General features: G+C 62.9%; 14 protein-coding genes and 1 pseudogene. 8 read left to right on the top strand and 7 right to left on the bottom strand.

Annotation, left to right across the window (positions count from 1 at the left end; genetic code table 11):
• A partial coding sequence (locus tag F3H96_RS20240) for a transposase (protein WP_149803480.1) occupies window positions 1-331 on the top strand: 331 nt, incomplete at its 5' end.
• A 192-nt stretch (window positions 332-523) separates the two neighbouring features.
• Here the strand turns inward: F3H96_RS20240 and F3H96_RS20235 are convergent.
• The gene (locus tag F3H96_RS20235) at window positions 524-1765 is read right to left on the bottom strand and encodes an ROK family protein (protein ID WP_149803479.1); all 1242 of its coding nucleotides are present in this window, start codon (window positions 1763-1765) and stop codon (window positions 524-526) included.
• 268 nt (window positions 1766-2033) lie between these two features.
• On the opposite strand from F3H96_RS20235, the gene xylF reads away from it, so the two are divergent.
• From xylF to F3H96_RS20215, 4 genes are all read left to right on the top strand, one after another.
• Window positions 2034-3074, top strand: a complete 1041-nt coding sequence (gene xylF / locus F3H96_RS20230) for a D-xylose ABC transporter substrate-binding protein (RefSeq protein ID WP_149803478.1) — start codon at window positions 2034-2036, stop codon at window positions 3072-3074.
• A gap of 214 nt (window positions 3075-3288) precedes the next feature.
• Window positions 3289-4641: a sugar ABC transporter permease gene (locus F3H96_RS20225; protein WP_149803477.1), complete on the top strand. Its 1353-nt coding sequence runs from the start codon at window positions 3289-3291 to the stop codon at window positions 4639-4641.
• Window positions 4642-4654: 13 nt separating this feature from the next.
• Complete coding sequence (locus F3H96_RS20220) at window positions 4655-5455, top strand: ATP-binding cassette domain-containing protein (protein WP_149803476.1); 801 nt, start codon at window positions 4655-4657, stop codon at window positions 5453-5455.
• A gap of 124 nt (window positions 5456-5579) precedes the next feature.
• A complete protein-coding gene (locus F3H96_RS20215) occupies window positions 5580-7208 on the top strand; it encodes a CHASE domain-containing protein (RefSeq protein WP_149803475.1) in 1629 nt (542 codons plus the stop codon).
• A gap of 189 nt (window positions 7209-7397) precedes the next feature.
• Here F3H96_RS20215 and F3H96_RS20210 read toward each other — a convergent pair whose 3' ends face one another.
• The 5 genes from F3H96_RS20210 to F3H96_RS20195 form a co-directional block, all read right to left on the bottom strand.
• On the bottom strand, window positions 7398-7640 hold the full coding sequence (locus F3H96_RS20210) for a YMGG-like glycine zipper-containing protein (RefSeq protein ID WP_149803474.1): 243 nt from the start codon (window positions 7638-7640) through the stop codon (window positions 7398-7400).
• A gap of 150 nt (window positions 7641-7790) precedes the next feature.
• Window positions 7791-7958, bottom strand: coding sequence for a hypothetical protein (locus F3H96_RS30610; RefSeq protein ID WP_188131463.1), 168 nt, complete (start codon window positions 7956-7958; stop codon window positions 7791-7793).
• 137 nt (window positions 7959-8095) lie between these two features.
• A complete protein-coding gene (locus tag F3H96_RS20205; protein ID WP_149803473.1) occupies window positions 8096-9127 on the bottom strand; it encodes a sensor histidine kinase in 1032 nt (343 codons plus the stop codon).
• Between the two features lie 174 nt (window positions 9128-9301).
• On the bottom strand, window positions 9302-9466 hold the full coding sequence (locus tag F3H96_RS20200) for a DUF1328 domain-containing protein (RefSeq protein ID WP_018429836.1): 165 nt from the start codon (window positions 9464-9466) through the stop codon (window positions 9302-9304).
• A gap of 170 nt (window positions 9467-9636) precedes the next feature.
• The gene (locus F3H96_RS20195) at window positions 9637-10431 is read right to left on the bottom strand and encodes a response regulator (RefSeq protein ID WP_149803472.1); all 795 of its coding nucleotides are present in this window, start codon (window positions 10429-10431) and stop codon (window positions 9637-9639) included.
• A 218-nt stretch (window positions 10432-10649) separates the two neighbouring features.
• Here F3H96_RS20195 and F3H96_RS20190 point away from each other — a divergent pair, with 218 nt between their 5' ends.
• Both F3H96_RS20190 and F3H96_RS20185 read left to right on the top strand, forming a co-directional pair.
• Window positions 10650-10853 (top strand): NepR family anti-sigma factor, encoded by a 204-nt coding sequence (locus F3H96_RS20190; protein WP_149803471.1) that lies wholly within the window; start codon window positions 10650-10652, stop codon window positions 10851-10853.
• Window positions 10854-10856: 3 nt separating this feature from the next.
• Complete coding sequence (locus tag F3H96_RS20185) at window positions 10857-11408, top strand: RNA polymerase sigma factor (RefSeq protein WP_027166584.1); 552 nt, start codon at window positions 10857-10859, stop codon at window positions 11406-11408.
• A gap of 36 nt (window positions 11409-11444) precedes the next feature.
• Here F3H96_RS20185 and F3H96_RS20180 read toward each other — a convergent pair whose 3' ends face one another.
• Window positions 11445-11765, bottom strand: coding sequence for a response regulator (locus F3H96_RS20180; RefSeq protein ID WP_188131465.1), 321 nt, complete (start codon window positions 11763-11765; stop codon window positions 11445-11447).
• Between the two features lie 232 nt (window positions 11766-11997).
• Between F3H96_RS20180 and F3H96_RS20175 the strand changes: the two are divergent.
• Window positions 11998-12228: pseudogene (locus F3H96_RS20175) on the top strand (Crp/Fnr family transcriptional regulator); the annotation flags it as partial.
• Window positions 12229-12395: the final 167 nt, after the last annotated feature.

Here is a 12395-nt window from a genome sequence, read left to right as displayed (position 1 = left end):
CAAGGCGCGTTTCGAACTCTATGTCGAGACCCAGCTTGCACCCGAGCTCAAACCGGGCGACGTCGTCATCCTCGACAACGTCGCCTTCCACAAGAGCGAGCGGGCGGCCGAACTGGTGCGCCAACGCGGTGCTTGGCTGCTGCCGCTGCCGGCCTACTCGCCCGATCTCAATCCAATCGAAATGGCCTTCTCGAAACTCAAGGCGCTGCTCAGAAAGAAGGCCGCGCGATCTTTCGACGCTTTATGCTGCGCTCTCAAGGACATATGCGACCTGTTCGATCCGATACAGTGCAGAAACTTCTTCAAAGCTGCCGGATATGAGGCCAATTAAACGCGACATGCTTTAGGCGCTGCTGCCGTGCAGGCTCCGCTGCATCCGACGATCGCGGTAAGGCATAGATTCCAGGGTCTCCGTGACGGAGCTCCGCTCCTGCTCCGCCCTGGAATGACGGAGCTGCGGGGCCTTCGCTAATCTCCGGCGTCTGGCGCGACACTCGGAAACCAACGGTCATTTCAAAGCTGATCAGGCCACGTTCTTCCCTAAACCCGCTCTTGCCTGGCCGCCCGGGGCGAAGATCTCCTGGTCGACGAAGGTCAATGCGCGCATGGCGCAGCCTTCGCGGATCAGGGGCAGTTCGTTCGGCTCCGTGTCGAAGGAGATCGATTTCGAGTACTGGCCGCCGGCGGTCTGGGCGATCGCCTCTCTCAGCGCCGGCTCGATCAGGTCGAAGGCAGCCGCGCTGACGCCGACCATGGCGACGGGCGCCGGATCGATGAGGGCGAACAGGTTGCCCAGACCGAAGCCCAGCGCCTCGCCGGCCCGGCGGTAGGCCTCGCGCTCCGGGCCGTCCTTGGCGCGCGCCTTCGCGGCAAGGGCCCGCATGTCGGCGTCGCCGACGTCGACCGGCTCGGCGTCCTCGCTCATCTTCATGGCGCTGCGCCAGATCGCATAGTTGCCGGCATAGGCTTCGACGCAGCCGCGGCGCCCGCAGCGGCAGAGCGCGCCGCCCGGGCGGTGGATCATGTGGCCGAACTCGCCGCCGGAGGAATGTGTGCCGGTGAACAGCGCGCCCTTCAACACGAGGCCCATGCCGATGCCATGCGACAAGAGGATGGCGATGAAGTCGTCGCGATAGCGCTCGGGGTCGCGCCATTGCAGCGCCACCGCCATCATGTTGCAGTCGTTTTCCGTGGTGGCGGGGATGCCGAATTCCCTCTCGAGGATGTCGGCGAAAGGAATGTCGGTCAGCGGTGTGATCGGCGACCACAGCATGGCGCGCGCATGCGTATCGGTGATGCCCTGAATGCCCATGGCGATACGGGCGACGCTGCCGACGTCGAGGTCGGGATCCTGCAGCCGGCGCCGCACAATCGCCACGCATTCGCCGATCAGCTCGTCGCGCGGCATGACCAGCGTGTCCAGGCGCTGCTGTTCCTCGGCAATCACCTGGCCGGCATAGTCGATGACGGCCACCGACAGGAAGTTCAGCGACAGCACCACGGTCAGCACGGCGGCGGCTTCAGGCTTCAGCGCCAGGCCGATCTGCGGCCGGCCGCGTTTCAACGTCGTCGGCTCGCTGGCCTTGCTTTCGGTGAGGATGCCCTCCTGGATCAGATCGGCGGAAATCGCCGAAATGGTCGAGTGGCTGAGCCCGGTGGTGGCGGCAATCTCCGTCCGCGATGGCTGACCGGCGCGGCGCACGGCCGAAATCACCATGGCGCGATTGCGCCGGCGCAAATCGTCGTGGCGGATTCCGACCGACATTGTCCTCGCATTTCCTCCCATCATCGCGGCCTTGTGATGATGACACGGGCCGTCGATGACATGCTAGAGATAGTGGCAGAAGCCGGCGGAGCTGTCATTATTTATTGCGAGGCTCGAAAAAAAGTCCGCATGACCTCAAAAACCATCAGAATCCGAGTTGACAGCGCCTCGGCGTTGCATCAGTCTTTTTTCGGGGCTCGAAAAAAAGCCTCTGTGCCGGCCCTTCGGGCCAGTCTGGTCGCGCCGCACAGGGCGCAGGGAGGATATCATGAAGAAATTCACAGCCGCCATTCTGGCGGGTGTCGCCATGTCGCTGACACTGGTGTCGGTCGCGGAGGCGAAGGACAAGGTTATCGGCGTCTCGTGGTCGAATTTCCAGGAAGAACGCTGGAAGACCGACGAAGCGGCGATGAAGGCGGCCATCGAGGCAGCCGGAGACAAGTATATTTCGGCCGACGCGCAGTCCAATCCGGGCAAGCAGCTGACCGACGTCGAAAGCCTGATCTCGCAAGGCGCCAACGCGTTGATCATCCTGGCGCAGGATGCCTCGGCCATCGGTCCGGCAGTGCAGAAGGCGCTCGATGAAGGCATCCCGGTCGTCGGCTACGACCGCCTGATCGAGAACAAGGATGTGTTCTACCTGACCTTCGACAACAAGGAAGTGGGCCGCATGCAGGCTCGCGAGGTGTTCAAGGCCAAGCCGGAAGGCAATTACGTCTTCATCAAGGGCTCGGGCTCCGATCCGAACGCCGACTTCCTGTTCGCGGGCTCCATGGAAGTGCTGAAGGACGCGATCGACAGCGGCAAGATCAAGAATGTCGGCGAGGCCTATACCGACGGCTGGCTGCCCGCCAACGCGCAGAAGAACATGGAGCAGTTCCTGACCGCCAACGACAACAAGGTCGATGCGGTCGTGGCTGCCAATGACGGCACCGCCGGCGGCGTCGTCGCGGCGCTGACGGCGCAAGGCCTGGCCGGCACCGTTCCGGTCTCCGGCCAGGACGGCGACCACGCCGCGCTCAACCGCATCGCGCTCGGCACGCAGACCGTGTCGGTGTGGAAGGACGCGCGCGAGCTCGGCAAGAACGCCGCCGAGATCGCCTCGCAGCTCGCCGACGGCAAGAAGATGACCGACATCGCCGGCGTGAAGGACTTCACCACACCGGGCGGCAACACGGTCAAATCGCTGTTCCTGACCCCGGTCGCCATCACCAAGGACAATCTCGACGTCGTCATCGACGCCGGCTGGATCAAGAAGGACGAAGTCTGCGCGGGCGTCGCCGGGGGCAGCGTCAAGGTCTGCAACTAAACTGGCTCTTTCTTCCGACATCGACCCGGGGCGGTTGACTGAACCGCTCCAGGTCTTTGTCTCGCAATCCCGGACGGAAAACCGCCATGCACTTTTCCTGGGATAGCTTCAAAGCCGCGGCTTTTTCTCGAAGAGATTTGTGTTTCCGCTTCGCGCGGATAGCTTCTAGCCTGGGTCGGCATCCGCGCCAGACGGCGGCCGGCGGGAGGATATCATGACCGACACGACGTCAACCCAACCGGCTGATACCGCGCGCGCGTCGGAACTCGGCGCGGCCGCCCGGTTCCTCAAGGCAACCGAGCTCGACACCCGTATGCTCGGCATGATCGGCGCACTGCTCTTGATCTGGATCGGGCTGCATGTGATTTCCAGCCTGCGCCTTGGCGTCAATCCGCTCGACTTCGACAGCCGAACCTTCCTGACGCCCCGCAACCTCTGGAACCTGTCGGTGCAGACATCGGCCGTGGCGATCATGGCGTCCGGCATGGTGCTGGTCATCGTCATGCGCAACATCGACCTCTCGGTCGGGTCGGCCGAAGGGTTGATCGGCATGATAATGGGCTTTGCCCAGGCGCACTTCCTGGTTCGCTTCGTCGGGCTTGAACTCGGCAATCCCTGGATCTGGATCCTGGCATTGGTGATCGGCCTGGCGCTCGGCCTGCTGATAGGCGCCTTCCAGGGCTTCATCATCGCCTATCTCGAAGTGCCGGCCTTCATCGTGACGCTGGGCGGACTGCTGGTATGGCGCGGCGCCGCATGGTGGGTCACAAGCGGCCAGACGGTGGCGCCGCTCGACGCCACGTTCCAGCTGATGGGCGGCGGCCCGGCGGGCTCGATCGGCGCCAAATGGAGCTGGGTCGTCGGCATCGCTGCCTGCCTGGCGGTGGTTTTCATGCATTTCAACGGCCGCGTGCAGCGCAAGCGCTTCCGCTTCCCGCTGCGTCCGGTCTGGGCCGAGACGCTGCTCGCCACGGTCACCTGCGCGATCATCCTGGGCGCGGTGTGGCTCGCCAATTCCTATCCGTGGCCGGTCGGCATCGTGAATCGCTACGCCGCCGCCAACAATATCACGGTCCCCGAGGGCGGGCTGTTCATCGCGCATGGCATTGCCATTCCGGTGCTGATGGCGGTCGCCGTCGGCCTGATCATGACTTTCGTCACCAAGCGCACGCGCTTCGGCCGCTATGTCTTTGCCATCGGCGGCAATCCGGAAGCAGCCAACCTTGCCGGCATCAACACGCGCTGGATCACCATGAAGGTGTTCATGATCATGGGCGTGCTGGCGACGATCGCGGCGGCGATCTCTTCGGCCAGGCAGAATGCCTCGACAAATGCGCTCGGCACGCTGGACGAGCTCCTGGTCATCGCCGCGGCGGTGATCGGCGGCACGTCGCTTGCCGGCGGTTCAGGAACCGTGCTCGGCGCCATGCTCGGGGCGCTTTTGATGCAGTCGCTGCAGTCCGGCATGGTGCTGCTCGGTGTCGATTCGCCGCTGCAGAGCATCGTCGTCGGCGCGGTGCTGGTCGTCGCGGTCTGGCTCGACACCGTCTACCGCAAGCGCGTCTGAGGGGAGAACGATCATGGCAGAGAAGAACGCTCCCGCCGGTGTCCCGCTGGTCGACATGCGCAACATCTCGATCGCCTTCGGTGGCATCCGCGCCGTCGACGATGCGTCGGTCGATCTGTTCCCCGGTGAAGTGATGGCGCTGCTCGGCCACAACGGCGCCGGCAAGTCGACGCTGATCAAGATCCTGTCCGGCGCCTACAAGCGCGACGGCGGACAGATATTCATCGATGGCGAGGAGGCGTCGATCTCCAATCCGCGCGACGCCAAGAGATACGGCGTGGAAACGATCTACCAGACGCTGGCGCTGGCCGACAATGTCGATGCCGCCGCCAATCTGTTCCTCGGCCGTGAACTGATGACCGGCTGGGGCACGCTTGACGACGTCGCCATGGAAGCCGAGGCGCGCAAGGTCATGGGGCGGCTCAATCCGCGCTTCCAGCGCTTCAAGGAGCCGGTCGTCAAGCTGTCGGGCGGACAGCGGCAGTCGGTGGCGATCGCGCGCGCGATCCTGTTCAACGCCCGCATCCTGATCATGGACGAGCCGACGGCCGCACTCGGGCCGCAGGAGACGGCCCAAGTCGGCGAACTGGTCAGGCAGCTCAAGGCCGACGGCATCGGCATCTTCCTGATCAGCCACGACATCCACGACGTTTTCGACCTGGCCGACCGGGTTTGCGTCATGAAGAACGGCCAAGTGGTCGGCACCGCGCGCACGACCGACGTCACCCAGGACGAGGTGCTGGGCATGATCATCCTCGGCAAGTGCCCGCCTGGCGCCATCCCCGGACCGGGCGCGCTGAAGATCGCGGCTTGAGGCGATTAACTAGCCGGCTGTCGGTGGCCGGCTGCTATGCCAGCCGCCGTCATGGTTTGCCCTCGCCATTGTCTTGTCATCCAGACTTGCCCATAAAGGTCCGAGCATTCCTGGACCCCGGCCTTTGAAGAAACTCTTCCCTACCGTCGCTTTCATCGCCGTCGCCCTGATCAGCCTGACGATGGCGGGATTCGCCTATTTCGCGACTCAGGAGGCGGCGCGGATAAAATTCGAAGGCACCGCCGACGATGCGCTCAGCCGCATCGAAAGCCGCGTCGACCTGCATCTGTCGCTGCTGCGCTCGACGCAGGCGCTGTTCGATGCGCGCAACGGGGACATCACGCGCGGCGAATTCAGCGCCTTCTTCACGGCCCTGAACATCGATGACAACTTCGCCGGCCTGCGCGGCATCGGCTTCCTCAGGCTCGCCAAGACCGGCGACGAGGCAGCGGTCGAACGCGATATCCTGCACGACTACGGATCGGTCCACCCGATCTACCCCCACACGACCGAGCAATGGCGGACGCCGATCGTGCTGTTCGAGCCGCTCGATACGTCCAACCAGTCGATTATCGGCTTCGACATGTTCAGCGAGCCGGTACGGCGCGCGGCAATCGAAAAGGCGATGGGCGACGACCAGCAGCATGCGAGCGGCCTGGTCCAGCTTGGCCAGGGCGCCGGGGGGGCGCAGTCCTTCACCGGCTTCCTGATTTTCGTGCGGTTGAACGTCGAAACCGCGCCCGACGTCATCAATGCAAGCCGCTCCTCGACGGCCGGCTTTCTTTACGCCGCCTTTCGTGCCAGCGAATTTTTCCAAGTTGCGCTCAGCCACTCGCCGCTGCTGCCGGTCAATGTCGAGGTCTATGACGGCAAGCCGGAGGCCGGCAATCTTCTGTTCCGCTCCGAGGCTCCGCCGGTCGAGCCTACGGGCAGAGAGCTCGTGGCGCGCCGCGATATCGTCGTGGCAGGCAGGCCCTGGACGCTGCTGTTCAGGCCGACGAGCGCCTTTTCGCCACCGTCCTCGCGCTTCATTCCGGTGATGCTTGGACTGTTCGGCCTGCTGCTCGCGGGCACCATCGCCCTGGTGGCGCGTTATCAGGAGCGCGCCTATGACGCGAAATCGGCGCTGCACGAGGCGACCGAAAAGAGCCTGCTGGAGAAGGACCTGATCCTGCAGGAGATGAAGCACCGCATCAAGAATTCGATCACCCGCGTTCTGGCGATCGCGCGGCAGACGGCCTCGCAAGCCACCGACGTCAAGGAATTCTCGGCATCGTTCTCGGCGCGTCTCCAGGCCATGGCCGCATCGCAGGACATGCTGACGCGTTCGCGCTGGCAGAAGGCCGATCTCGGAGACCTGTTGCGCATCGAGCTCGGGCAGGTGTTCGGCAAGGACCTTCCCGAAGGCGTCTTGTCCGGGCCGGAAGTGCTGCTCGACGAGACGACGACGCAAGCACTCGGGCTGACCTTCCACGAGCTCGCCACCAACGCGCTGAAATATGGCGAAGCCAATTCGGTCAAGGGAGGCTGGGCCCTCAAGGTCGACTGGCGCGTCGAAGCGCGCGGCCGCGACCGGACGCTGGTGCTGAACTGGCGCGAAACGGGTCAGGGGAAACTGGAAGCGCCGGCCAAGACCGGCTTTGGTACCAAGCTGATCGATCTCAACGTCACACGCGAGTTGCGCGGCATGATCGCGCGCGACTATCACGCCGACGGATTGAAGGTGGAAATCAGGATTCCGCTGGCCGTGTGAACGGGCCAGCGGGGGGCGAACCAGCGATTGAAATCAAACGAAACCGGAGGCCGGGTCACGGCCTCCGGTTCTTTCCGGTATCGGGCTAGAGACAGATGATTTCAGGTCGAGTCGACCTGAAATCTGAATCCGGCTCCAAATCAATGAGATAGAGATGTCGCCCGAAAACCGCTTCACGCGTTTCATGCTTTAGTTGCAGCGGGCCTGGTAGGTGCCGCGACGATCGCGATACACGCAGTAGCCATTGCGCAGGTTGCGAACCAGGAGGCCCGACCCGGCGCCGACAGCCGCGCCGATCAGCGCACCCTTGCCGCCGCCGACCAAGCCGCCAACACCCGCACCGATCAGGCCGCCGCCGACGACGTCCTGTTCGGTCGTGGTGCAGCCGCTGACGGCGACCACGGCAACCATGGCAATGATCATCTTCCGCATAGAATTGCTCCTCACTTTTGTCCTCACTTTTCGGCAGTGCCAGCAGCCATTTAGCATGAAAAAACGGGCTTTGCCTGCCCGATCTTACTGTTGTTTAAGATAGTCTTTTTCGGGTCGCTCGCCGTCGGGAGTCGAGGCCTTATGCGCGGGTCACATAAATTGCCAGGCCGCGGTCAGGGCACCGGCGGCGAGAAGCGCGATCGCGCCAAGGCGGAGCGAAAGGTGAGACGATCGTGGCGCCGGCGCCGGCTCGGCGTCCTGGAAGCCGCTCATCGAGACGCGGGCGGCCTGCTCCAGCCTGTTGTCGGCAACCATCATTTCAGTCTCTCGATCGCGCCCCGAGGCGCGGATGGGTTTCCGGCGCATCGTCGGCCGGATGTACAGGATCGGACTTTATGGTGAGCGGCCGGTTAAGAGGCGTCGCCGGCAAAGCCCCCTCGCCATCGGCGGCGCAATCAATCCGTCTCGAAATTCCCGTGCGGAACGGTGAGGCGGTATTCCATGCGGTCCTTGCCGATTTCCAGCGTCGCGGAACCATTCAGAGACATCGGCACGACGCGTTCCAGCGCCACGCTGCCGAAGCGCTTCTCATTGCGCGGCGCGTCGCCGACCGCCTCTGTCCAGATCAGCAAAAGGTTGGGCGAGGTCTCGTCCTCGGCCTCGAGCTGCGCGCGCACCTCGACGTGGCCGTCCGGCCGTGAAAGCGCACCATAGCTCACTGAATTCACAGCCAACTCATGCATCGCCAGACCGATATGCAGGGCGGCGTTGGGATTGAGGTAGGGGTTTTCGCCGGCGAAACGCAGGCTTTGCGCCAGATCGCTGCTGTAGCGTCCGACCTGGCCGGACACGAGTTCCTGCAGCGCCGCTCCCCGCCAGTTGGAGGATGTGACGAGGTCCTGCGAGGAAGCGAGCGATTGCAGCCGGCCGCGAAACCGCGTCAGGAACTCGCCAAGCGTCTCCGTATAGCGCCCGGTCTGGGTGGCGATGCTCTGGATGATGGCCAGGAGATTCTTCGATCGATGGCTGACTTCGCGCAGCAACGTCTTCAGCGTCTGCTCGCGGCGTTTCTGCTCCGTGGTCTCCACCATGGTGGTGACGACGCCGAGCACGTCGCCGCCTTCCCCGCGGTCGGCATCGATCCACACATGGAACCAACGCACGCCATGGCTTCCCGGAATGCTGAGCTCGAACTGGTCCGCCTTGCCGGATTCGATCACCTTAAGTTTGGCGGCTCTCATGCGTTCGGCCTGCGCCGGCGAAAGCACATCCTTGCCATTGGCGGTTTCAGGTGCCCAAGGCGCCCTCATGTTGCGCGCCCAGACCGTTTTCATCTGCCGATCCTGATAGAGGACCGAAATTCCGGCATTGTGCAGGGCATGAAGCAAAGCCCGCCCAAGTTGCATCCCGCTTTCCGCCGGATGCATCGCGATCACTTCGCCGTCCTGCTTTTTTGTCCTATTTTTCGTGCGACCCTCGGAAGGCATCGGAAAACAATCCCGGCACTCGGTCTTGAACGGCTAAATTGGCTACTGGTTCCGATGGTATCGACGCCCTGAAATTGCAGGCTCCCGAAAGCGGTCCGCCGGACGGTGCTCTTTCGAGGCGCCGCCCGGCGGTGGCTGGAAACCGTTTGAGGGGTGCGGCTTCCAGTGTTGCGGTCAGGCTCTCCTGAAGAGGCCTGCGATGAGCGAGATCACCAGGAACGCAAGGAAAATGAAGAACAGTATCTGCGCGATACCGGCCGATGTACCGGCGATGCCGCCGAACCCAAGCGCGCCGGCGATGATCGCAACTACGAGAAATACGAGCGCCCAGTACAGCATGATGCGTCTCCTTCTATGTCGGGAAAAGAACGTGGCTCGGTGGCGTTTGTTCCACCATTTGCTGAAAAAGACGATCCCCTCGAAGGGCTTTTCAGCCCGCAAAACAGACAAACGTCACACGCGGCGCAAAGGCCTCGCGTGACGCTTAAAGGGTCAAGTTTCGGACGAGGTCAGGCGGCGGCTTTGGCCTGCCGGTCGAAGAACAGGGCCTGGCTGATCAATGCCTTGACCATGTCGGGATTGAAGGGCTTGGTGACCAGAAAGGCCGGCTCCGGGCGCTCGCCGGTCAGCAGGCGTTCCGGGAAGGCGGTGATGAAAATCACCGGCACCGGCGTCGAGGACAAAATCTCGTTGACGGCTTCGATGCCGGAACTGCCGTCGGCCAGCTGGATGTCGGCCAGAACCATTTTCGGCCGCGTCTTGCCGAACATGGCGACTGCCTCGGCATGCGTGCGCGCCGTGCCGACGACACGGTGGCCGAGGCTTTCGACCATCTCCTCGATGTCCATGGCAATCAACGGCTCATCCTCGATGATCAGCACGTCGGTCGCGACCTGCCGGGAAATCTCGTTGCTCGCCTGGGCAAGCAGCGTCGAGAACTCATCTTCGTCGACATCGAGAATTTCGGCTGCCTCGTCCTCGCTGAAGCCCTCAACGGCAACCAGGAGGAAAGCCTGCCTCGGCAACGGCGCGAGCGCATTCAGGTTGGCCGCGGCCCGCTGCTCCCAGGCCGTCTGCGCCTGTTCCTGCGGCACGCGGATGGCCACGGAAGTGAACAGCCTGGCAAAAACCTTATACAGCGCGATGCGGTCGCTGGAGGCTTCGGGGAAGATATTGGTATCGGCGATGATGGCTTCCAGCATAGCGGCGACCAGCGCATCACCGCTCTCCTGCGACCCCGATACCGCCCGCGAGAAGCGGCGCAGGAACGGAAGATGCGGAGCGATGGTTGCTGACAAACTCATTGTTTACGTCTCCCTCAGATGACGTTTCAGGTTCAAGGCCACACTGATGCACGCCCCGCAAAATCAAACGCCGGCTTGCAGAAAAAGTTCCGCCGGTTGTGGAACTAAATTAGCAGGCGGGCGTTTCGGGGGCTCGGGATGGGCGACCAGACGAGGGTTCCGCTTACGTTGTGGTTTGGAGTCGAAGAGCGGTTTGGGTGCTGGAAACTAGGGCGACTATGAAAGAAATGTCGAAAAAACAGATGGCTGATGCCGCAAACAGGCATCGGAACGGGGACGGCAACCCGCTTGGAGCAAACTCCGAAATTGCCCGCAAGCTCAAGCAATATTACGACGAGTTGGTCTCGGACCGTGTGCCGGACCGTTTCGCTCAGTTGCTCAGCCAGCTGGAAAAGACCGAACCTGCCCAGAAAAAGGACTGAGGCATGGCGGCGGTATCCCAGAGCTTCAAGACCGAGTTGCTCGGCGCGATCCCGAGCCTGCGAGCTTTCGCCGTATCGCTGACGCAGAATGCCGACCGGGCGGATGACCTCGTCCAGGAAACGCTGGTCAAGGCGTGGGACAAGCATGAGAGTTTCCAGCCGGGGACCAACCTCAAGGCCTGGCTATTCACCATCCTGCGCAACGAATTCTATTCGCAGATGCGCAAGCGCGGCCGCGAGGTGCAGGACAGCGACGGCATCATGACGGCCAGGCTTGCCGTTCATCCGGCGCAGCATGGCCAGCTCGACCTCAAGGATTTCCGCGGCGCGCTCGAGCAACTGCCCGAGGACCAGCGCGAAGCCATCATCCTGATCGGCGCTTCCGGCTTCTCCTATGAAGAAGCGGCCGAGATCTGCGGTTGCGCGGTCGGCACCATCAAGAGCCGGGTCAGCCGGGCGCGCACCAGGCTGCAGGAGATCCTCAAGATTTCCGGAGAGGACGAGTTCGGGCCCGACGCGATCTCGGCGCAGGTGACAGGCTCGAACGCGGCGTGAGCCGAACCATCGTGGCGCTTACCGGAGCAATGGCCGTCAGGCCGCTTTGGCACGCCCGCAGGCCACGGCCACGGCTTCAATCAAATCGTCGCCTGAGTAAGGCTTGGTCACCAGTCGGATGTCCGGGAACGAGCTTTTGACTTCATCCGGATCCCAACAGCCGGAGGCGAATACGAACGGCACGCCCTCGCTGCGCAGCCTCGCGGCGAAATCAAGCGTCGATACCCCGCCAAGCATCAGATCGATAACGGCCGCGTCGAAGCGCGTCGGCCGCGCCTGGCCGTCGATTTCGTTGAGCTCACGCACGATCGTCACATCCGCGGCGCCGTGATCGCGGCAAAGCTGCTCGACATCCATCGCAATCAGGAACTCGTCTTCGAGGACAAGGATACGCAGTCCGTCAAGCAATGGCACTTATGGATGTCTCCTCGGCAAGGCCGCACTCATGCGCGGAATCCGCCATGATGTCATTTAAAAAAGACATGGGCATGGCGCTTAAAAAGACATGGCGTGATGCCTGGCGGAACCCACGCCGGTCTAAAGCGTTCCTATGCGCCCATCGGGGCAGGGATTTCGAAGAGGGGTCGAAATGTCCAGTCAAAGCGCACGTCCGGTCGCCAGTCGTCAATATCCTTGCGAAGCGTCCGCTGCGGCCTTTGCCCGCCTTTCGTGCCTTCGAAAACAGGAACTGTCGTTCGGCAGCGCTTTCAAGCGCGGCGAACTCGCCGATGACAAGGGGGCGACGGTGCTGGTCGAAGGCAGTCACAGCGCGCATCTTTACACGGTGCTGTCTGGCTGGGCGTTTCGCTACAAGCTTTTGTCCGAGCTCGTCATGTGGCGGGACGGCGGCTGCGAAGTGATTGATTATGATGGACCGAAAAAGCTTGCCCGGTGGGAAGGGGCTCGGCGAAGAACGCAGGCCGCTGATTTAAGGCCAAGCCCGGAACCTTGGCACCGATCAGACGTTGAAATCGAAGCAAACGCAAG

This window comes from Mesorhizobium sp. NFR06, from assembly GCF_900115245.1.
Taxonomy (GTDB): domain Bacteria; phylum Pseudomonadota; class Alphaproteobacteria; order Rhizobiales; family Rhizobiaceae; genus Mesorhizobium.
Note: the sequence above shows the minus strand (reverse complement) of the source record. Positions and strands in the feature narration are given on the sequence as shown.

Excerpts from the sequence above, each read along its gene's own strand:
- F3H96_RS20235 (WP_149803479.1), bottom strand. The coding sequence starts at position 1,765 with ATGTCGGTCGGAATCCGCCACGACGATTTGCGCCGGCGCAATCGCGCC.
- xylF (WP_149803478.1), top strand. The coding sequence starts at position 2,034 with ATGAAGAAATTCACAGCCGCCATTCTGGCGGGTGTCGCCATGTCGCTG.
- F3H96_RS20225 (WP_149803477.1), top strand. The coding sequence starts at position 3,289 with ATGACCGACACGACGTCAACCCAACCGGCTGATACCGCGCGCGCGTCG.
- F3H96_RS20220 (WP_149803476.1), top strand. The coding sequence starts at position 4,655 with ATGGCAGAGAAGAACGCTCCCGCCGGTGTCCCGCTGGTCGACATGCGC.
- F3H96_RS20210 (WP_149803474.1), bottom strand. The coding sequence starts at position 7,640 with ATGCGGAAGATGATCATTGCCATGGTTGCCGTGGTCGCCGTCAGCGGC.
- F3H96_RS30610 (WP_188131463.1), bottom strand. The coding sequence starts at position 7,958 with ATGATGGTTGCCGACAACAGGCTGGAGCAGGCCGCCCGCGTCTCGATG.
- F3H96_RS20205 (WP_149803473.1), bottom strand. The coding sequence starts at position 9,127 with ATGCCTTCCGAGGGTCGCACGAAAAATAGGACAAAAAAGCAGGACGGC.
- F3H96_RS20200 (WP_018429836.1), bottom strand. The coding sequence starts at position 9,466 with ATGCTGTACTGGGCGCTCGTATTTCTCGTAGTTGCGATCATCGCCGGC.
- F3H96_RS20195 (WP_149803472.1), bottom strand. The coding sequence starts at position 10,431 with ATGAGTTTGTCAGCAACCATCGCTCCGCATCTTCCGTTCCTGCGCCGC.
- F3H96_RS20190 (WP_149803471.1), top strand. The coding sequence starts at position 10,650 with ATGAAAGAAATGTCGAAAAAACAGATGGCTGATGCCGCAAACAGGCAT.
- F3H96_RS20185 (WP_027166584.1), top strand. The coding sequence starts at position 10,857 with ATGGCGGCGGTATCCCAGAGCTTCAAGACCGAGTTGCTCGGCGCGATC.
- F3H96_RS20180 (WP_188131465.1), bottom strand. The coding sequence starts at position 11,765 with ATGGATGTCGAGCAGCTTTGCCGCGATCACGGCGCCGCGGATGTGACG.